Below are 19,954 nucleotides of genomic sequence, written 5' to 3'. Positions count from 1 at the left end.
AGCGTGCCCGCCAGGAAATTCAGGCCCCACTGCCCGGTGTAGCCGTAAGCCGCGCCTTCCTTGCCCCGGCCGAACACGCGGGTGATCTTGGAATCCAGGTCCAGAAACGCCAACCGGTCCGCTCCGGGCAACAGCGGCGTGTGCTCGGTCAGCCGCCGCAACACCTCGCCGCCCAGCTTTTCCAACTGCGCCACATGCCCGGGCGTGAACCACCGCAGGAACGTCCCGATCGTCGAGGCGGCCCGGACATCGGTGAACAACCTGCCCATCGCCCCCGACCGCAACCGGTCAAGATCAGAGATCGAGTCCGCGCCGGACGCCATGCCCGCCACGATCGTGGTGATCTTCGCGGCGGGCTTCGCGCCCGCGCTACCCCCAACCGGACCAGCTCATCCGCCAACGCGGGCAACCCGACACGCTCCCCCAGCCGCACCAAGGCCACCAGCCCCGCGTCCGACACAAGATTCCCATCATCGAACAACGCGGACACCGCGCCCGCCGTATGAGACGATCGCATCCAGCAGATGCCCTCTCACTCAGAGTTGATCGGTACTGTCGCAAGACCAATCATCCCAAGTCAGAGGGCATCTGCCCGCCTACAACACGGCCAACAACCACCCCACCTTCAGCGGATCCAGGTTCAACGCAGTGAAGGTGGCCTTCACTGCAGTGGCGCGAATCGGTCAGGCCAGCAGGGGCGCGAGCTGGTCGGCGTGTTCGCGCACGAGGGCCAGCAGGTCGGGGTTCGGTTCGGCGACACGCTCGGTCGGTCCGCTCACGGCGAGGCCCGCCACGAGGGTTCCGTGCACGACATCGCGGATCGCCACCGCGAGACAGCCGCGCCCCGGGTACAGCTCGCCGCACTGGCGCGCGAGCCCCGTTCGCGCCACGTCGGCCAGCTCGGTCTCCAGCCGCCCCGCCTCGGTGATCGTCGCCGTCGTGAACGGGCGCAGGTCCCGCACCATGGCCCGCCATTCGGCCTGATCGGCGAGCAGCAGCTTGCCCAGAGCGGAGGCATGCGGGTAGCGGGCGAGCAGGGCACCGTCCGACGGCGGGTGGTCGGGGTCGGCGTCGACGAGCTCCACCCGCCCCGACTGGTACGACGCGAGGTGCACGCCCCAGCGCACGCGCTGCCGCAGGCGCTCCACCACCGCCCTGGCGGCCGCGGGTGGACCGCTCGCGACGGGAACCGTGAGCCTGCCCGCCCTGCGGCCGAGCGCGAACCCGCGCAGGTCCGGCAGCCGCACCAGGTACTCCTCGCCCACGAGCAGGTTCAGCAGCCGGTACGTCGTCGCGGGCGGCAGCTTCAGCGCGGCGGAGATCTCCTTCGCGGTCACGCCGGGCCCCGCGGCCACCACCTCCTCCAGCACGGCGAGGGCGTTGCGGACGGCCTTCGGCTGTCGTCCCGACAGCGGTGCCTGCTCGGCGGGCGGGCTCATGGCCTGCCGCCGAGCAGGTCGGACGCCGACGTCTCGTCGTAGATGCCGATCCCGGCCAGCTGCCGCGGTCTGCGCGCCCGCACCCACGCGTACCACGCCAGCCCGGCCGCGAGCAGGAGCGTGAACGCCAGCGGGTACGGCCCGTCGGCGTTGTTCACGGTGAACAGCACCAGCACGGCAAGCAGGACGGGGGCCACGATCACCGACGCGGCCAGCGCGCCGCGCGTCAGCTCACCGATGCGGTGCAGGAAGACCGGCGCCGCCGCGCACACGAGCAGGTAGGCGATGAGGTAACCGAACACGGCGATGTTCAGCAGGGCCACGAACAGCTCCCGGGTGGACACGCCGGCGGCGAGCAGCACCACCGGCAGCAGCGTCGCGGCGGGCAGCACGAGCAGGATCGCCACGTGCGGCGTGCGGTAGCGGGGGTGGGTGGTGCCGAGGCGGCGAGGGACGATGCCCTCTCGGCCCATCGACAGCAGCACCCGCACCAGCGCGCTGCTGGTCGCCATCGTGCACGCGAAGAACGACGCGGCGATGCCGGCGTCGAGCACGTAGGGCAGCCACGGCAGCCCCTCCAGCTCGGCGAGCGTGCTCATCGGCTCCGGCTGCCCGGCGAGCCCGCCCGGCAGCTGGCTCAGCCCCGCCGCCTGCGTGTACGCGGCGACCAGGTAAAGCACGCCGCACAGGGCCGCTGTCCATTGCACGGCACGGGGCACGCTCTGGAACGGGCGCCGCGCCTCGACACCGAAGGACGCCGCCGCCTCGAAGCCGACGAACGCGCCCAGCGCGGGCAACACCGCTCCCGCCACACCGCCGAGCCCCTCCTCCGTGGTGAACGGCGTGAACCCCAGCTCGGGCGCGACCCGGGCGAGCAGCAGCCCGAACACGACGAGCAGTGCGCTGATCGACAGGGCCTCCGTCACCAGCACGACCTTGGCCGACAGGCGCACGCCACGCACGGTCAGCACCGTCGCGAGCACGCCGAGCACCACCACGGTGCCCGCCACGGCGCCCCAGCCGGGGCTGAGGCCCATCCGCCGCAGCACGTCGTGCACATACGTGCCCGCGCCGACGAGCGCGGCCATCGCGAGCAGCCCGTAGCCGATGAGCAGGGCCCACCCGGCCGCGAACGCGGCGACCGGGCCGAGCCCCTTCGCGGTGAGGCTGTAGAGCGAGCCGGCCGCGGCCATCCTCCGGGTGAACTGGGCGACGCACACGCCGATCAGCAGGGCCAGCACGGTGGCGGCGACGAACGACCACAGCACGGCCCCGCCCGCGGTCGCCGCCGCCACGGCGGGGGCGGCCGCCATCGCCGCCGACGGCGCGGCACCCGAGATCGACTGCGCGAACACCTGCAGCGGGCCGAGATTGCGGCGGTCGAGCCCCGACATGGGAGACTCGCGACGTACCGCCACGGCACCCCGGTACCCCGACGCTCGCGACATCGGCCTCCTTCAACGCAGGACCAGCACGCTAACGAGGGACTGTAACCGCGGAGTGACCGCTGACGTCACACACGAGCGAGTCAAATGAGAATCCGGGCGAGGCCGTTCCCGTGTTCCGAGAATGGTGTGTCGCGTCTTACCAGCCGAGGAGACCGGCGTTTGACCGGACGGGCGCGGCGCGGCAACGTCTTCTGGCAACGCTGCAGCGAGTCAGAGAAGCCGCTCTCCACCGGAGGTCCGCATGGACACATCCGCTCCCCGCTCGCTGTCCGGCTCGCTCGGTGCCGGTTCCATCGTCTTCATGGTCGTCGCCGCGGCGGCCCCGCTCACCGTGGTGGCTGGCAGCGTCCCGCTCGGCGTGGCGCTGGGCAACGGCGCGGCCTTCCCCGCGACGTTCGTGCTGTGCTGCGCCGTGCTCCTGCTGTTCGCCGTCGGGTTCTGCGCGATGAGCAGGCACGTGCCCAACGCGGGCGCGTTCTACTCCTACGTCCAGCGCGGACTCGGCCGCGCGCCCGGCCTCGGCACGGCGTTCCTCGCACTCGTCACCTACACAGCGGTGCAGCTCGCCGTCTACGGCTACCTCGGCGCGACGCTCGACGGCCTCGTCCAGCACTACGGTGGGCCCGCGCTGCCGTGGTGGCTGTACGCGCTGGCCGCGGCTGCCGTGGTCGGTGTGCTCGGTTACCGGCACATCGAGCTCAGCAGCCGCGTCCTCGGCGTGCTGCTGCTGTGCGAGGTCGGCATCGTGCTCGTGTTCGACGCGGTGGTCGCGGCCAAGGGCGGCGGGGACGCCGGGCTGTCGACGGCGTTGCTGCAGCCCGCGCAGATCGGGTCCGGTTCGCTGGGCATCGCGATCATGTTCGCCGTCGCGAGCTTCATCGGCTTCGAGGCCACTGCGGTGTTCCGCGACGAGGCCCGCGATCCCGGCCGCACCATCCCGCGGGCCACGTACGCCGCGCTGCTGCTGATCGCCGGCTTCTACGCGCTCTCCAGCTGGGCCGTGGTGTCCGCGTGGGGCGACGCCGCCGCCGTCGAGCGGGCCGCGGCCGATCCCGGCAACATGCTGATCGCGACCATCGGCGACCACCTCGGCGCGGTGGGCGCCGACGTCGCACAGGTGCTGCTGGTGACGAGCCTGTTCGCCGCGCTGCTGGCCTTCCACAACGTCGTCGCGAGGTACGCCTTCTCCCTCAGCAACGCCGGCGCGCTGCCCTCGGTGTGCGGCCGCAGTCACGAGCGGCACGGTTCCCCGCACGTCGCCTCACTCGCCCAGTCGGGCAGCGCGGTGCTCCTCACGGTGCTGTTCGCGGCGCTGGGGATGGACCCGGTGACGCAGGTGTTCGCGTGGATGGCGGGCACGGCGACGCTCGGCGTGCTGGCGCTGATGACGCTCACGTGCCTGGCCGTCGTCGTGTTCTTCCGGCGCACGCGAGTGGACCAGCGCGCCTGGCACACGCTCGTGGCGCCCGTGCTCGGGCTTGCCGGGCTCGGCACGTGCCTGGCGCTGACGATCCTCAACTTCCCCACCCTGATCGGCGGCTCGGCCGGGCTGGCCGCCGTGATCGGCGCGGTGCTCGCGGGCTCGTTCGTGTTCGGGCTCGCGCTCTGCGCCGTGGTGCGAAAGGCCCCGCTCGCACCGGAAACCGTTGTCGAAACCGCCTGATTTCCACCGAGAGGAGCAGAGATGACCATCGCCGAAGACAGGACCACCGCGACGCATCCGCTGGACCCGATGAGCGCCGACGAGGTCGGCCAGGTCCGCCGGGTCCTCGCCGACGCCGGGCTGCTCGCCGAGCCCGTGCGGTTCGCGTTCCTCGCGCTGGAGGAGCCGGAGAAGTCCGACGTGCTGGCGTTCACGCCTGGCGCCCAACTCGACCGCCGGTTCAGGGCGATCCTGCTGAACCTCGCCGACGGCAGTTCGCGCGACGTGGTCGTGTCGACCACCAGGTCCGCTGTGGACTCGGTGGTGGACATCGACCCCGTGGCGGCGGGACAGCCGCCGATCCTCGACACCGAGTTCGAACTGATCGAGGACATCCTCAACGCCGACGAGCAGTGGACGTCCGCGCTGGCACGACGGGGTCTCGACCCGGCGACCGTGCGTGCCGTGCCCCTCTCGGCGGGCTGCTACGACGAGCCCGGCGAGGAGGGCAAGCGGGTCGTGCGCTCGCTCGGCTTCCAGCAGTTGCACGAGAAGGACCACCCGTGGGCGCACCCGGTGGACGGGCTCGTGGCCTACGTCGACCTGACCAGCCGCGCGGTGACCAGGGTGATCGACCACGAGAACCTGCCGGTGCCCCGGGAGCCGGGCAACTTCGACGACCCGGAGCAGACCGGCCCCGCTCGCACGAGCCTGAAGCCGATCGAGATCACGCAGCCGCACGGGCCGAGCTTCGAGGTCGAGGGCAGCCGGGTGCGGTGGGAGAACTGGGATCTGCGGATCGGCTTCAACGAGCGCGAGGGGCTGACCCTGCACCAGCTCTCCTTCCACGAGCGGCCGGTGCTGTACCGCGCGTCGGTGGCCGAGATGGTGGTGCCCTACGCCGACCCGTCGCCGGTGCGGTTCTGGCAGAACTACTTCGACTGCGGCGAGTACATGTTCGCCCGCTACACCAACTCGCTGGAGCTGGGCTGCGACTGTCTCGGCGAGATCCGCTACTTCGACGCGGTCGTGGCCGACGACCTCGGCGAGGCACGCACGATCCGCAACGCGATCTGCATGCACGAGGAGGACTTCGGCGTGCTGTGGAAGCACTCCGACCTGTTCGCGGGCTCGCACGAGACGCGGCGGCAGCGGCGGCTGGTGATCTCGTTCTTCACCACGATCGGCAACTACGACTACGGCTTCTACTGGTATCTCTACCTCGACGGCACGATCCAGCTGGAGGCCAAGGCCACGGGCGTCACGTTCACCTCCGCCTACCCGGAGCGGGGGCACGAGTACGCGACCGAGGTGGCGCCGGGGCTCGGCGCCCCGTACCACCAGCACCTGTTCTGCGCCCGGCTCGACGTCGGTGTCGACGGGCAGCGCAACGCCGTTGACGAGGTCGAGGCGCAGCGCGTGCCGGTGAGCGAGGACAACCCGTACGGCAACGCCTTCCGCCAGGCGCGCACGCGCCTGGCCACGGAGTCGGACGCGAAGCGGCTGGCCGACAACACACGGGCGCGGGTGTGGCACGTCGTGAACCCGGAGGTGACCAACCGGCTCGGCCAGCCGGTCGCCTACGCGCTGCACCCGCAGGGGCAGCCCACGCTGCTCGCCGACGAGTCGTCGTCGATCCACGCGAGGGCGACGTTCGCGACGAAGCACCTCTGGGTCACGAAGTACGACCCGGCGCACCGCTATCCGGCCGGTGACCTCGTGAACCAGAACCCCGGCGGCGACGGCCTGCCGAAGTGGGCGGCCGAGGGCCGGGGCATCGACGGCGAGGACATCGTGCTGTGGCACACCTTCGGGCTCACGCACTTCCCGCGCCCTGAGGACTGGCCGGTGATGCCCGTGGACTACGCCGGGTTCACGCTCAAGCCGGTGGGCTTCTTCGACCGCAACCCCACGCTCGACGTACCCCCCACGAACACCTGCCACCGCGAAGGCTAGGTCCGATCACAGCTCACACAGCCGCAGTGAAGGCCACCTTGCCTGCGTTGAACGCAGGCAAGGTGGCCTTCGCTGCGGTCGGGTCAGGCTCTGCTGCGGCGGCGGTTCGCCAGCAGGGTCAGCGCGACGCCGGCCACGAGCAGGGTCACGCCGACGTAGATCGGCCACGAGCCCAGGCCGGTGTAGGCCAGGTCGCCTGGGTTCGCCTGCGGCCGGAACCGCACGTCGGGCACCAGGTCGTCACCGGAGTTTCCGCCACCGGTGCTGACGCCACCCGTGTTCCCGCCGGGGCCGCCCGGCAGGGTCGCGCAGTCGGCGCCCAGCGTGAGCGACACCGGGTCGAGCTCGGCGCCGTCCTCGTAGAAGCCGCCGAAGGCGTCCGAGCTCGTCAGGGTCGCGGGCACGTTCCCGACGGACAGCACCCCGGCCTCGTTCGTCTTCTGCGCGCCCGCGAGGTCGAGGTTCGCGAGCGCCACCCCCGGCAGGTTCACCGGCTCCGACGGCGCGCCCTCCTCGGTGCGCAGCTCGACGTCGGCGTAGAGCGTGCCGGTGCCGCCGTCCACGACCACCTTCGGGTCGCCGAGCACGAACGTGAAGAAGTGCGAGGGGTAGGAGAACGTCACCGTGCCGCGGTACTGCACGGTGAAGGCCTCGGCGGAGGTGAACTGCGCGGAGCCGAACGCGAAGCGGTACGCACCGGTCGGCACTCCTGCCGGGTTGGGCACGCCGTCACGCGCGACCTCGTCGACGCCGGTGATCACGGCGCCGTCGGTGGCGGTGATGCTGTTGCCCTCGGCACCGCCGATGCCCACCCCGACGTAGCTGCGGAAGCTCTTGCGCAGGCCCCACAGCAGGTCGCCCTTGGCGGCGTTCTCCTGGGTCAGCACACACGTCGGCGCCGGATCGTCGTCGCCGTCGGGGCCGGGGTCGGCGCCCGGATCGGTCGACGGCGGCGCGAACGTCAGCGCGGTGACCGTGTCCCACGTCGTGTCGGTGGACTCGGCGGCGAAGGTGTAGACGCTGAACGGCGTCGCCGCCGCGGTGCGCGCCACGCCGTCGGCGCCGGTGTAGGCGGCCTTGACGGTGGTGGTGATCTGCCAGGTGCCGTCGCCGTTCACCGGGATGGCCTGGTCGAGCTGGTAGGCACCGCCCGCCGCGGGATCCTTGAGCACGTCGAGGCCGGGACCGATCCGCAGCCGGTAACCCTTGTCCCCGTTGCCATCGGGCGCGAAGCCGGTGCCCGCGATGGTCACTTCGGCGCCGTCCGGGTTCAGCCCGGTCGACGGGGTCACGGTGACCGAGGGCGTCGGCGGTGGTTCCGTGGCGGGTGGCGTGAAAACGAGCCTGCCCGCGTCGAGCGCGGCACCCGGCTCGTAGAAGCCCGCGAAGGCCGCCGCGCCCTCCTCGGTGAGCGTCGCCGAGGTGATGGTGGCGGCGAGGTGGTCGCCCTCGGCCACGGGTGCGTCCTCGAACGTCAGGTCGGCGAACACCACCTCGGTGGGCTCCCGCACCTGTTGCGGGTCGTCGGCCGTGCCGTAGAACGCGTAGCTCACCGTGCCCTTGAGCGAGCCGGTGCCGTCGCCGTCGAAGGTCACCTTCGGGTCGGCGAAGGTGAAGTCCCAGATGAAGTGGCCGGGCATCGCGAACCCGACGGAGCCGCCGAACTCCACCGTGCCCGTGCCCGTCTCCGGGTCGAACGTGGACGCGCGCTGCGGCCACGAGAACGGCTCCGGGTCGGCCGACGCGCCGTCGGCGGGCGTGACCGTGCCGCCGAACATGGTCATGTAGTTGCGCCACGACTGCTTGATGCCCCAGTGCAGTCCCGTGGCCGACGCCTCCTCGCCTCCGGTGTCCTGCGCGGCGGCGGGACCCGCCGTCAGCGCGGCACCGGCGAGCAGCGTGAGCGTGGCCGCCGCGGCTCCCAGTCTTCGCCAGATCGTTCTCACGTGTCGTTCCCTTCGATATCCCGGGTCCGGCGGCGCAGCCGCAGTACGACCGCGACCACCGCGACCACCAGTAGGACCGCTCCCCCGACGAGCAGCGCGACGAGCAGTGCGCTGCCCTTCTCCCCCTGCACCTGCGCCTGCGCGGGGGGCTCCGCAGGCGGGGGCGACGGTGACGTTCGCGCCGCCGCTCGGACCGACAGCTCGACGGATGTCTCCACAGTGGACCGTTCACCGGTGAACACGAGACGGTGGGTGCCCTCGGTGACGTGCTCGGGGATCGTCGCCGTGTACGTGAACCGCCCGTCGTCGCCCGCCCGCGCGGGCGGGAGGGTCACCGGGTCGGAGTGCAGCGTGACGCCGACGTTCTCGCCGGGCGTGAAACCGGTGCCGGTGACCTCGATCCGGTCCCCTGCACGGGCCTGCGTCGTCGCGGTCTCGACCGAGGGCGTCGGCGCGGGCGCCGTGGTGGTGGTCGTCGCGGGCGGGGCCTGCCGCGAGGGCGGCACCGCCGCGGGCTCCTGCCGGGGGACGGCGAAGCGCACCGGCGTGAACGTCTCGTTGGCAGGGTTCACCACGCCGTGTGCGCCGATCGTGATGACGCCGCACTGCACCCGCGTGCAGTCGACCTGAGTCGTGTTGCCCTCCCGGTCGACGGCCTGGAAACGGGCGCCGGGTATCACGAGCTGCGCCTGCCACGTGCCGTCGGGGTTGACCACGCCGTTCGCGCTCGACCCCGTGTCACTGCCGGGGAAGGCGAGATAACGCTGGAAGCCGTTGTTGTCCCGCGACTCGGTGTCCTGCACGTAGCGGTATGTGCTGCCCGCGGCACCGCCCTGGCTCGGCTGCCACCCGCCCGCCGGGTTCGACACCCAGCCGAACAGCACGTACACGCCGCCGTGTCCACCGTGGACGGACTGGAACCCGGTGCCGCGCAGCTGGACGATCGTGGCGTAGTCGGGGTCGGCGGTGGACGGCGACACGCTCACCGACGCGCCCTGGGCGCTCGCGGTGCCGGTCAACGGGGCGGTGAACGCGGCGAGCAGCGTGGCCAGTGCCGCGGCACGCGCACGTCTGCCAGAGGGGGACTTGGTCATGGGCCTTTCCTGTTCGTTACCGGTACGGCAGGACGATGGGCTTTCCGGTACGGGGATGGCTGATCACCTCCACCGGGTGCTGGTAGACGCCGGAGAGCAGCTCGGCGCGGCAGACGTCCTCCGGGGGCCCGGCCTCAACGAGGCCGCCCGCCGCGAGCACCGCGATCCGGTCGGCGTGTGCGGCGGCGAGGCCGAGGTCGTGCAGCACCACCAGCACCCCGGCGCCCTCCGACGCCCGCGCGCGGGCGAGCGCGAGGACCTGTTCCTGGTGGCGAAGGTCCAGCGCCGCGGTGGGCTCGTCGAGCAGGAGCAGGCTCGCCGACTGCGCGAGCACGCGGGCCAGCGCGGTGCGCGCCTGCTCCCCTCCGGACAGCGTCGGATAGGTCCGCGTGGCGAAGGCGGTGAGCTCGGTGTCGGCGAGCGCGGCGGCCACCGCCCGCTCGTCGTCGTCCTCGGCGGGCGTGCCCTCCCAGGGTGCCCGGCCCATCTCCACCACGGCGAGCACGTCGAACGGGAACGACACCGGGTTGTGCTGCGGCAGCACGGCCCTGCGCCTCGCGAGGTCCACTGTGGACCACGAAGGCGCGGGCCTGCCGTGGATCGAGACCGTGCCCGCCGAGGGGGCCAGATCGCCGGCGAGCACGCTGAGCAGCGTCGACTTGCCCGCGCCGTTGGGGCCGACGAGTGCGAGCACCTCGCCCGCGTGCACCCGCAGTGACACGCCGTCGAGCAGGCGTTTCCCGCCGATCGTGACCACCACCGCGTCCGCCTCGGCGAGCACGTCGCCCTCGGCCGGCGGTTCGGGCAGGCGTGCCGGTGCGCGCGAGAGGAGCCTCACGTCCAGCCTCCTTCCCTGCGCCGGGTGCGCAGCAGCAGCCAGAAGAAGAACGGGCCGCCGACGAGCGCGGTCAGCATGCCGATGGGCAGGTCCGCGTAGTGGAAGGCGTTGCGGGCCAGCAGGTCCGCGGCCGCGAGCAGCAACGCGCCGCCGAGGAGGCTCGCGGGGATCAGCACGCGGTGACCCGGCCCGGTGATCATGCGGATCAGGTGCGGCACCACGAGCCCGACGAAGCCGATGATGCCCGAGTACGACACCGCGGCGGAGACGGCGACGGCGACCACCACGATCGTCACCAGCCGCAGCGACTCGACGTCCACGCCGAGGTGCCGGGCCTGCCGATCACCGAGCGCCAGCAAGTCGAGCCGCCGGGCGAGCAACATCGACACGGCGACGCACACCGCGACGAGCGGCGCGATCGTGGCGACGTAGGCCCAGCGGCTGCCTGCCAGCGAACCGAGCTGCCAGAACACGATCTGCTCGCGCGCGGCCTGGTCGCCCGCGAAGACGAGGAACGCGATGGCGGCGTTGGCGACGGCGTTGACGGCGACGCCGGTGAGGATCATCGTGACCACCCCGGCGCGGCCCTTCGACCGCGCGAGCACGTACACCGCCAGCGTGGTGACAAGCCCGGTCGCGAACGCGAGCGCCGGGGTGGTGAACGCGCCGAGGAACGTCCAGCCGAACACAATGGACAGACACGCCCCGACAGCGGCGCCCGAGGAAACGCCCACCACACCGGGTTCGGCGAGCGGGTTGCCGAAGCAGCCCTGCATCAGCGCGCCGCACACGCCGAGCACACCGCCGACGAGCAGCGCCAGCACCACGCGCGGGAAACGCACGTCCCACAGCGCCGCCTCGGCGAAGGGGTCGGCGGGCGCGGCGAGCACGTCGATGCCGATCCGGTTCAGCACCGAGCCGACGACCTGCGACGCGGGGATGCCGAACTGGCCGACGGCCGCGGAGACGATGCTCACCATCACCAGCCCCACGGTGAGCACGGTGAACAGTGCGGCCACGCGCGCGGGCCTGCGTCTCGGCGGCGGCACGAGGTCCCCGCCGGAGGTCACCGGCGGGCTGACGGTGGCGGTCACCCGGCCGCCTCGAGAGAGTCCGGCGCGTAGAGCGCCCGCGCGAGCGCGTCGAGCACCGACGGGGTGAGCGGGCCGAAGCCGAGGATCTGGTAGTCGTTCATGTCCACGAAGCGACGGCGCTGTGCGGCCGGAGTCTGTGCCACGCCGGGGATACTGGCCGCGCCCTCCACGCCGCCGACCGACTCGAGCCCCTTGGTCATCAGCAGGATCACGTCCGGCTTGGCCTTGGCGAGCGCCTCGGGGTTGATGGGCCGCATCCCGTTGATGCCCACCTCGCTCGCGACGTCGACGGCGCCTAGCGCGGAGATCAGCGCGTCGGCGCCGGAACCCCTGCCGAACATGTGGTACACGCCGGCGGAGCCGCGCAGGTACAGGAACACGACGCGGGGCCTGCGCGACTCCTCGTCCGGCACCAGCTTCGCGATCTCCGCCTTCTTCGCGGCGACCTCCCGGTCCAGCCGGTCGGCGAGCTGCCGTCCGGCGGCCTCGACGCCGAGCGCGGCGGCGACGGCGCGCACGATTTCGCCGTTGTTGTCGAGCGTGCGCCGCGGCGTCACGACCACCACCGGGATACCGGCGTCGCGCAGTTGCAGCACGACGTTCCACGGGCCGAGCGTCGTGTCCGTGAGGACGACGCTTGGCCGCAGGCCGAGGATGGCCTCGGGGTTGAGCTGGTGGCCGTTGCTCGTCACGAGCGGGAGGTCCGCCGCGGCCGGGAAACCGGTCGAGGAGTCCCTGCCGACCACGCGGTCGCCGAGCCCGAGGCCGAACACCGTCGCGGCGAGCGTGCCGGAGCGGTCGAGGGCGAGGATGCGGCTGGTGTCGGTGACGGTGACGCGGGTGCCCTGGTGGTCGGTGACGGTCGCGGGCAGCCGCGGGGCCGGCGCGGGCTCGATGGGCTGGATGTCGGGCTGTGCCACGACCGCCGTGGACGGCCCTTCGTGGGCGCGCGGGTCGGCGACCGGGGTCAGTTCCGCGAGCGGAGTCTGGTCGGCGATCCCCTCGGGAACGGCGGCGTTCGATCCCGGCTGTGGTGCGGGGCCGCAGCCCGCGAGCACCAGCACCATCCCGGCGAGCGCGGCTCGCCGTAACCCCAAGCGTCTGGACACTTAGGTGAGGCTAACCAAATTCATCCATTTGGGTAGGCAAGCCTACCCTTCTTTACTGAGTCGTTACCACTTCCGGCGAGCCGGCCGGCCCTCGGACGCGGCAGCGGTGTTCACCCGAGCGGCCTCGTCGCGACCCTCAACGACCTGGCCGGGCGGGAACTCGCGCGGCGCGGCCCCGACCCGGACGAGAGCAGGCGCAACATCATCAGCATCACCGCGGCGGGCAGGCGCACGCTCAACCGCCTGGAGAAGGTGGTGGCCCAGGCACAGGACGAGCTGCTCGCGCCGCTGTCGGCCAGCGAACGCGAGCAGCTCGTCGGTTTGCTCACCCGGGTGCTCGATCACCACACCCGTTAGCGGAACCGCCGCAGCCGGAGGCTGTTGCTCACCACGAACACGGAGCTGAGCGCCATCGCGGCACCGGCGAGCATCGGGTTCAGCAGCCCGGCGGCCGCGAGTGGCAGCGCCGCGACGTTGTAGGCGAACGCCCAGAACAGGTTGTGCTTGATGGTGCGCAACGTGCTCCGCGAGAGCCTGATCGCGTCGGCGGCGACCCGCAGGTCACCACGCACCAGCGTCAGGTCGCCGGCCTCGATCGCCACGTCGGTGCCCGTGCCCATCGCCAGCCCGAGGTCGGCCTGCGCGAGCGCTGCGGCGTCGTTGACGCCGTCGCCGACCATCGCGACGACCCTGCCCTCGGACTGCAGCCGCTTGACCACGTCCACCTTGTCCTGAGGCAGGACCTCGGCGAACACCTCGTCGATGCCCACCTCGGCGGCCACGGTCCTGGCCACGGCCTCGTTGTCACCCGTGAGCAGCACCGGCGTGAGTCCGAGCTCCCGCAGCCGCGCGACCGCCTCGGCCGAGGTCGGCTTGACGGTGTCGGCGACCTCCAGCACCGCGCGGACATCGCCGTCCCAGCCGACCGCCACAGCAGTACGGCCACGCGCCTCCGCCTCGGCCTTGACCTCGGCGAGCCCGTCCGGCAGGTGCAGGCCCCACTGTTCGAGCAGCGCGGGCCGCCCGGCCACCACTGCGTGGCCCTCGACGACGCCCTGGACGCCGAGCCCCTCGACGTTGGTGAACTCCTCCACCACAGGCAGCTCGCCTACCTTCTCCCGCGCGCCGCGGGCGATGGCCTTGGCGATCGGATGCTCGGAGGCGTTCTCCAGCGCACCCGCCAGCCGCAGGGCCTCGGCGTCGTCGACGCCGTCGGCCGCGTGCACGTTCGCGAGCGCCATCGTGCCCGTGGTGACCGTGCCGGTCTTGTCGAGCACGACGGTGTCCACGCGCCGGGTGGACTCCAGCACCTCAGGGCCCTTGATCAGGATGCCGAGCTGCGCGCCCCGCCCGGTGCCGACGAGCAGCGCCGTGGGCGTGGCGAGCCCCAGTGCACACGGGCAGGCGATGATCAGCACCGCGACCGCGGCCGTGAACGCCTCCGCCGCCGGGACGCCGGCGCCGAGCCAGAACATCAGCGTGCCCAGTGCGAGCGCGATGACGATCGGCACGAACACCGCCGAGATCCGGTCGGCCAGCCGCTGCACGGCCGCCTTGCCCGTCTGCGCGTCCTCGACCAGCTTCGCCATCTGGGCCAGCTGCGTGTCGGAGCCGACACGGGTCGCCCGCACGACCAGCCTGCCGCCCGCGTTCACGGTGGCGCCGGTCACGGTGTCGCCGAGGCCGACCTCGACCGGCACCGACTCGCCGGTGAGCATGCTCGCGTCGACGGCGGAACTGCCCTCCTCGACCACGCCGTCGGTGGCGATCTTCTCGCCGGGCCGCACGACGAACCGGTCGCCGACCGCCAGCTGCCCGATGGGAACGCGCACCTCGCGGCCGTCGCGTAGCACCCCGACGTCCTTGGCGCCGAGCTCCAGCAGCGCCCGGAGCGCCGCGCCCGCGCGCCGCTTCGAACGGGCCTCGAAGTACCGCCCGGCGAGGATGAACGTGGTGACCCCGGCAGCGACCTCCAGATAGATGGAGGCCTGGCCGCCGCCGCGCTCGAGCGTGAAATCGAAGCCGTGCGTCATCCCCGGCATGCCGGCCTCGCCCAGCAGCAGCGCGTACAGCGACCAGCCGAGCGCGGCGAGCGTGCCCATCGAGATGAGCGTGTCCATGGTCGCCGCGCCGTGCCGCAGGTTCGCCCACGCGGCCTTGTGGAACGGCCACGCGCCCCACACGACCACCGGCGCGGCCAACGTCAGCGAGATCCACTGCCAGTACTCGAACTGCCAGGCCGGGACCATGGCGAGCAGGATCACCGGCACCGAAAGCACGACCGATGCGATGAGCCGCTGGCGTGGGGCGCGCAGCGGGTCGTCCTCGTCCTCCGGCTCCCGCCGCGCCGTCTCCTCCGTGGGCTCCGGCGGCAGGGTCGCCGTGTACCCGGCGGCCTCCACCTGCGCGACGAGCTGCTCCGGCTCGACGCCGTCGGCGTAGCTGACCCTGGCCTTCTCGGTCGCGTAGTTGACCGTGGCGGTGACGCCGTCGAGCTTGTTGAGCTTGCGCTCCACGCGCATGGCGCACGAGGCGCACGTCATGCCGCCGATCTCGAGCTCGATCTCGTGCCCCGCGACGGTGTCGCGCACTCCGGCCGTCATGACCGCTCCCCTTCCACGGTGAACTCGGCCGTGCGCACCACGCCGTCGTGCTGGAAGTCCAGGAAGAGGCGGTAGGTACCCGCCGAGGGCACCTCGGCGATGAACGGGATCGCCGGGCCGCCGCTGTTCTCCCCGCCGGGGTGGACGTGCAGGTAGGCGAGGTCGCCGCCCCGCAGCGCCACGAGGTGCCCGTCGGCGCCGAGGTAGGGCTGCAGGTCGGTGACCGGCATGCCGTCCTTGCTGACGGTGAGCCGCACCTCCGACGCTTCGCCTGCCACCAGGTGCCCGTCGAGGCGGACCTCGTAGCCGTCGACGCGCGAGACCCGCGAGGGCTCGTGGGTCACCGGCTGGAAGTCGCCCGGCGCGAAGACCTCGGCGCCGAGTGTCATGGCCTCGCCGCCCGATGGAGCGAAGTCGGCGAACACGCGGTAGGCGCCCGGATCGGGCAGGTTCAGAGGCACGGACCACGTGCCGTCGGCGGTCATCTCGGGATGGATGTGCTGGAAGTCCGCGGTGTCGCGGCGCACCACGATGAGGTGCATGCGCTTCTCGTGCTCGACCTCGAAGCGGGTGACGGGGTCACCGCCCGGGCCGGTGATGCGGAACGAGAAGCTCTCGGTGGTCCCCGGGGTCAGCGTCGTGCGGGTGGGCGTGAGGGTGTATCCGCCCCTGACCGACGCCAGTCCCTCGGGCTGGTCGACGTGCTCGGCTTCCGCGACGGTGCCGCTGTGTTCGTCCCCGCCCCCGGCGTGTTCCTCCTGACCGGGGGCACCAGCCTCGCTGGTGAGGGGACCGACAGCGGTCCCGATCGCCCACGCGCCAGTGGCGAGAAGGGCGAGCGTGACACCGTAGGCGGACAGCTTCGCTGCTGTGTTCATGTCGGTCCTGTCGTCGCTTCGTGTCGGACGGCTATGCCGTGAGCTGGTATCCGGCCTCCTCGACCGCGGCTCGCACGTCGGCGACGCCGAGCTCCTTCGCGCTGGTGACGGTGACCGCGCCCGTCGGGACGTCGACGGACACGCCGGTGACACCGTCGATGGCCCCGACCTCCTCGCTCACCGAGCGCGCGCAGTGCTCGCAGGTCATCCCGGTGACGGTGTAGGTCGTCTCGGTCATCGCGGTTCTCCTTTGTGGTTGTCGGTTCTCGTTGTCTCAGGAGCGGACGAGCCGGGCGATCGCGTCGCTTGCCTCGCGCACCTTCTCCTCGGCGGTCTCGCCGCCTTCGGCGATCGCCTGCGCCACGCAGTGCTTGAGGTGCTCGTCCATGAGCCCGAGGGACACCGCCTGCAGTGCCTTGGTGGCCGCGGCGATCTGGGTGAGCACGTCGATGCAGTACTCGTCGTTCTCGACCATCCGCTGCAGTCCCCTGATCTGTCCCTCGACGCGGCGCAGCCGCTTGAGGTAGGCGTCCTTGTCGCCGGTGTATCCCCGCATCGCTCTTCTCCCTCTACTACCGCCGGATCACCTCGAGTGTACCCCCTACCCGTATAGGTCGAAGCCATCTCGGGTGCTCCGGTGGGACATTTATACCCTAGGGGGGTAGGGCATTGTCAAGGACGGTCGCCGGCCAGCAGTGAGTCGAGCAGCCGTCGCACGGCGGTTCCCATCGCGGCGCGGGCGTCCTCGTCACGGACGTCCGAGGTCATGACGACACCGGCTTGCAACAGGGCGCCATGGAGCAGGTGCGCGAGCGGTTCGGCGGGCTGAACGGGCAGGACGCCGTCGCGGATCGCCGACGCGAGCCTCTCGACGAGCAAGCCCCACGGCCCGCGCGTACGTTCGGAGCCGTTCCACCACCGCCAGCCGAGCACCGACGGCACCTCGCGCAGGAGCAGCCTGCACACCTCCGGTTCGAGGCACGCGTCGAGGAACGCCTGTGCGCTGACCCGCAGGCCTTCCGCCGGATCACCGTCGAGGCCGGCCGTCGCCGCGCGCACGCGGTCGGCCACGCGGGCCTCCACCGCCTCGGCTGCGGCCGCGAACAGCGCTTCCTTGTCGGTGAAGTGGTAGTAGAGCGCGGCCCTGGTCACCCCGGCGCGGTTGACGACCTCACTCGTGGCCGTGTCGGCGAACCCCTTCTCGGTGAACAGATCCACCGCCGCGACGACGAGGGCGTGACGCGCCGCGTCGCTGCGTTCCAGCTCGCGGTTCCGCGCCACCACACACGGATTTTACGCTCCGGCACCGTGATAGCGAAGCAAAGTAAAGATCCGATGTATCCTGACTCCGACGCGGCCGCGGCCCGCCGCCCGGCGCGGCCGGAACAGCGAGGAGAACGATGTCCGTCACCGACGCCGCCATCGAGGCGATCAAGCAGATGATCGTCGACGGCGAGTTGCGCCCCGGCGACCGGCTCCCCCGCGAGCCCGACCTCGCCGAGCGACTCGGCCTGTCGAGGAACTCGCTGCGTGAAGCCGTGCGCGCCCTGTCGCTCATTCACGTGCTCGACGTCAAACAGGGCGACGGCACCTACGTGACGAGCCTCGAGCCGGCACTGCTCATGGATGCCATGAGCTTCGTGGTGGATTTCCACCGCGACGACACCGTGCTGCAGTTCCTGGAGGCGCGGCGCATCCTCGAACCGGCGGCGACCGCGATGGCCGCCGCCAACATGTCGCAGGAAGACATCGGAGGCCTCGCGACGCTCATCGACTCCCTCGGCGACAAGCCCACCGTCGAGCAACTCGTCGCCAACGACCTGGAGTTTCACCGCCGGATCGCGGCGGGCTCCGGCAACCAGGTGCTCTCGTCGCTGGTGGAGAGCGTCTCGGGGCGAACGCAGCGCGCGCGGACGTGGCGGGGCATCACACAGGAGGCGGCGGTGGAGCGCACGCTGGCCGAGCATCGCGCCATCCAGCAGGCGCTCGCGGCGGGGCAGCCCGACGTCGCCCGAGCCTGGGCAACGGTCCACATCGCCGGCGTAGAGCAGTGGATCCGCCAAACCCTCGTGGAAAACTGACCCGCCTGCCCAGCCGCAGTGAAGGCCACCTTGCCTGCGTTGAACGCAGTGATGGTGGCCTTCACTGCAGTTGGCGCACGGACCCTCCTGCCGCCAAGGGAACCCTCGCGGCGGTCCCGACTTCCCCCAAGGCCACCTTTGTTGCGTTGAGCGCACCTAAGGTGGCCTTGGGGAGCGATCAGCTCACTGGGCGGGGCGGAGGCGGAGGTCTTGCATGCCGCCGTCGACGGCGAGGCCGACGCCGCTCGTGGAGCCGGCAAGGGGGCTCGCGAGGTAGACCACCGCGTGGGCGACCTCCTCGGGCGAGACGAGCCGGCCGTGCGGTTGCCGCGCGCACAACGCGGCCCGCTCCGCCTCCGGATCGTCGGCCCTGTCCAGCAGCCTGCCGATCCACGGGGTGTCGGCGGTCCCGGGATTGACGCAGTTGACCCGGATCCCTTCACGCAGGTGGTCGGCCGCCATCGCCCGCGACAGCGCCAGCACCGCGCCCTTCGACGCGCTGTAGAGCGCCCGCTGCGGCAGCCCGGCCGTCGCCGCGATCGAGCCCACGTTGACGATCGCCGCCGACGACGACCTCCGCAGGTACGGCAGGGCCGCGCGGGCGGTGCGCACCATGCCGAGCACGTTGACGTCGAGCACCCGCAGCCACTCCGCGTCGTCGTTGTCGGCGACCGTGCCCTGCGCCCCGATGCCCGCGTTGTTGACCAGCACGTCGAGCCCGCCGAAGCGGTCGGCCACCGCGTCGATGGCCTCCCGCACCGACGCGTCGTCGGTGACGTCGGCCCGCACGCCGAGGACGCCGTCGGCGTCTGGCACCGGCCGCAGGTCCAGCGCCGCGACGCGCGCCCCCCGCTCGCGCAGCGCGGCCACCACCGCGGCGCCGATGCCGGACGCTCCTCCGGTGACCGCGGCGACCCGCCCGTCGAACTCCGCCATGCTGCCTGCCTTCCTAGTACGCGACGAACTCCTGCCGCTGACGGCCGAGCCCCTCGATCTCCAGCTCCACCACGTCGCCCGCCCGCAGATACGGGAACTTCCCCGACAGCGCGACTCCCTGCGGCGTGCCGGTCATGATCAGGTCGCCCGGCTCGAGGGTCAGGTACCTGCTGATGTGCCACACCAGGAACTCGACGCCGAAGATCAGATCCGCGGTGGTCGAGTCCTGTCTCGGCTCGCCGTTTACCCAGCTGCGCAGGCGCAGCGCGGTGTGGTCCACCTCGTCGGGGGTGACGAGCCACGGGCCGACGGGGTTGAAGCCGGGCGCGCACTTGCCCTTGCTCCACTGCCCGCCCGAGTCGACGAGCTGGTACTGCCGCTCCGACACGTCGTTGCCCAGCACGAAGCCCGCGACGTGGGCCATGCTGTCGGCGGGCGAGTCCAGGTAGGCCGCCCGGCTGCCGATCACGACCCCGAGCTCCACCTCCCAGTCGGTGCGCTCGCTGCCCGGAGGGATGGTGACGGCGTCCTCGGGGCCGACGACGGTGTTGGGCGTCTTGAGGAACAGGATCGGGGTCTCGGGCGGTTCCGAGCCCGACTCGGCGGCGTGCGCCGCGTAGTTCATGCCAACGCACACGACCGCGCTCGGGCGGGCGATCGGCGCGCCGAACCGTTGCGCCCCAACGCTTTCCAGCTCAGGCAGCTGTCCGGCGTCGCGCGCGGCGCGCACCGCGCCGAGCCCGCCTCCGGCGAGGAACGCGCCGTCGAGGTCCGCCGTCAGGCCGCTCAGGTCGTAGGTCCGCCCGCCGTCGATCAGGACGGGCCGCTCCTCACCGACAGGGCCGAGCCGGGCCAGTTTCACGGTGCACTCCTCACGCCAGTGGTCGGGT

At 71.9% G+C, this 19,954-nt stretch carries 17 protein-coding genes and 1 pseudogene; 3 read left to right on the top strand and 15 right to left on the bottom strand.

The window, feature by feature from the left end:
* The 3 genes and pseudogenes from DI005_RS30480 to DI005_RS30470 all read right to left on the bottom strand — a co-directional run.
* Positions 1 to 323, bottom strand: a pseudogene (locus DI005_RS30480) (IS1380 family transposase); the annotation flags it as partial.
* Between the two features lie 360 nt (positions 324 to 683).
* Positions 684 to 1,439: an IclR family transcriptional regulator gene (locus DI005_RS30475; protein WP_112275250.1), complete on the bottom strand. Its 756-nt coding sequence runs from the start codon at positions 1,437 to 1,439 to the stop codon at positions 684 to 686.
* On the bottom strand, positions 1,436 to 2,887 hold the full coding sequence (locus DI005_RS30470) for an APC family permease (protein WP_113644444.1): 1,452 nt from the start codon (positions 2,885 to 2,887) through the stop codon (positions 1,436 to 1,438). Before DI005_RS30470 ends, DI005_RS30475 begins: the two co-directional genes overlap by 4 nt.
* A gap of 241 nt (positions 2,888 to 3,128) precedes the next feature.
* Between DI005_RS30470 and DI005_RS30465 the strand changes: the two genes are divergently transcribed.
* Together DI005_RS30465 and DI005_RS30460 are read left to right on the top strand one after the other, a co-directional pair.
* Positions 3,129 to 4,550, top strand: coding sequence for an APC family permease (locus DI005_RS30465; RefSeq protein WP_113644443.1), 1,422 nt, complete (start codon positions 3,129 to 3,131; stop codon positions 4,548 to 4,550).
* Between the two features lie 21 nt (positions 4,551 to 4,571).
* Positions 4,572 to 6,485, top strand: a complete 1,914-nt coding sequence (locus DI005_RS30460) for a primary-amine oxidase (RefSeq protein ID WP_113644442.1) — start codon at positions 4,572 to 4,574, stop codon at positions 6,483 to 6,485.
* 83 nt (positions 6,486 to 6,568) lie between these two features.
* On the opposite strand, the gene DI005_RS30455 is transcribed toward DI005_RS30460, so the two are convergent.
* The 10 genes from DI005_RS30455 to DI005_RS30410 all read right to left on the bottom strand — a co-directional run bounded on the left by DI005_RS30455 (position 6,569) and on the right by DI005_RS30410 (position 17,331).
* Complete coding sequence (locus DI005_RS30455) at positions 6,569 to 8,431, bottom strand: HtaA domain-containing protein (protein ID WP_113644441.1); 1,863 nt, start codon at positions 8,429 to 8,431, stop codon at positions 6,569 to 6,571.
* Positions 8,428 to 9,525: a hypothetical protein gene (locus tag DI005_RS30450; protein WP_113644440.1), complete on the bottom strand. Its 1,098-nt coding sequence runs from the start codon at positions 9,523 to 9,525 to the stop codon at positions 8,428 to 8,430. Before DI005_RS30450 ends, DI005_RS30455 begins: the two co-directional genes overlap by 4 nt.
* Positions 9,526 to 9,541: 16 nt before the next feature.
* Complete coding sequence (locus DI005_RS30445) at positions 9,542 to 10,363, bottom strand: heme ABC transporter ATP-binding protein (protein WP_199543351.1); 822 nt, start codon at positions 10,361 to 10,363, stop codon at positions 9,542 to 9,544.
* Positions 10,360 to 11,457 carry an iron ABC transporter permease gene (locus DI005_RS30440; RefSeq protein WP_233520373.1) on the bottom strand — a complete coding sequence of 366 codons (1,098 nt, stop codon included), beginning with the start codon at positions 11,455 to 11,457 and terminating at the stop codon, positions 10,360 to 10,362. Before DI005_RS30440 ends, DI005_RS30445 begins: the two co-directional genes overlap by 4 nt.
* Positions 11,454 to 12,566: an ABC transporter substrate-binding protein gene (locus DI005_RS30435; protein WP_228713895.1), complete on the bottom strand. Its 1,113-nt coding sequence runs from the start codon at positions 12,564 to 12,566 to the stop codon at positions 11,454 to 11,456. The genes DI005_RS30440 and DI005_RS30435 overlap by 4 nt, the downstream gene beginning before the upstream one ends.
* A gap of 353 nt (positions 12,567 to 12,919) precedes the next feature.
* Complete coding sequence (locus DI005_RS30430; protein ID WP_113644437.1) at positions 12,920 to 15,169, bottom strand: cation-translocating P-type ATPase; 2,250 nt, start codon at positions 15,167 to 15,169, stop codon at positions 12,920 to 12,922.
* Positions 15,166 to 16,047 carry a hypothetical protein gene (locus DI005_RS30425; protein ID WP_113644436.1) on the bottom strand — a complete coding sequence of 294 codons (882 nt, stop codon included), beginning with the start codon at positions 16,045 to 16,047 and terminating at the stop codon, positions 15,166 to 15,168. Before DI005_RS30425 ends, DI005_RS30430 begins: the two co-directional genes overlap by 4 nt.
* Before the next feature lie 31 nt (positions 16,048 to 16,078).
* Positions 16,079 to 16,285, bottom strand: coding sequence for a heavy-metal-associated domain-containing protein (locus tag DI005_RS30420; protein WP_110342569.1), 207 nt, complete (start codon positions 16,283 to 16,285; stop codon positions 16,079 to 16,081).
* A 36-nt stretch (positions 16,286 to 16,321) separates the two neighbouring features.
* Positions 16,322 to 16,603, bottom strand: coding sequence for a metal-sensitive transcriptional regulator (locus tag DI005_RS30415; protein ID WP_110342568.1), 282 nt, complete (start codon positions 16,601 to 16,603; stop codon positions 16,322 to 16,324).
* A 116-nt stretch (positions 16,604 to 16,719) separates the two neighbouring features.
* On the bottom strand, positions 16,720 to 17,331 hold the full coding sequence (locus DI005_RS30410; RefSeq protein ID WP_113644435.1) for a TetR/AcrR family transcriptional regulator: 612 nt from the start codon (positions 17,329 to 17,331) through the stop codon (positions 16,720 to 16,722).
* A 116-nt stretch (positions 17,332 to 17,447) separates the two neighbouring features.
* Between DI005_RS30410 and DI005_RS30405 the strand changes: the two genes are divergently transcribed.
* Positions 17,448 to 18,128 carry a FadR/GntR family transcriptional regulator gene (locus DI005_RS30405; protein WP_113644434.1) on the top strand — a complete coding sequence of 227 codons (681 nt, stop codon included), beginning with the start codon at positions 17,448 to 17,450 and terminating at the stop codon, positions 18,126 to 18,128.
* Between the two features lie 183 nt (positions 18,129 to 18,311).
* On the opposite strand, the gene DI005_RS30400 is transcribed toward DI005_RS30405, so the two are convergent.
* Together DI005_RS30400 and DI005_RS30395 are read right to left on the bottom strand one after the other, a co-directional pair.
* On the bottom strand, positions 18,312 to 19,064 hold the full coding sequence (locus DI005_RS30400; protein WP_112275224.1) for an SDR family NAD(P)-dependent oxidoreductase: 753 nt from the start codon (positions 19,062 to 19,064) through the stop codon (positions 18,312 to 18,314).
* A 13-nt stretch (positions 19,065 to 19,077) separates the two neighbouring features.
* The gene (locus DI005_RS30395) at positions 19,078 to 19,926 is read right to left on the bottom strand and encodes a fumarylacetoacetate hydrolase family protein (protein ID WP_112275222.1); all 849 of its coding nucleotides are present in this window, start codon (positions 19,924 to 19,926) and stop codon (positions 19,078 to 19,080) included.
* Between the last annotated feature and the right edge of the window lie 28 nt (positions 19,927 to 19,954).

Source organism: Prauserella sp. PE36 (assembly GCF_003311655.1).
GTDB classification, from domain to species: Bacteria; Actinomycetota; Actinomycetes; order Mycobacteriales; family Pseudonocardiaceae; genus Prauserella_A; species Prauserella_A endophytica.
The sequence above is the reverse complement of the archived record's forward strand: the minus strand, read 5'-3'. Positions and strand labels throughout refer to the sequence as shown.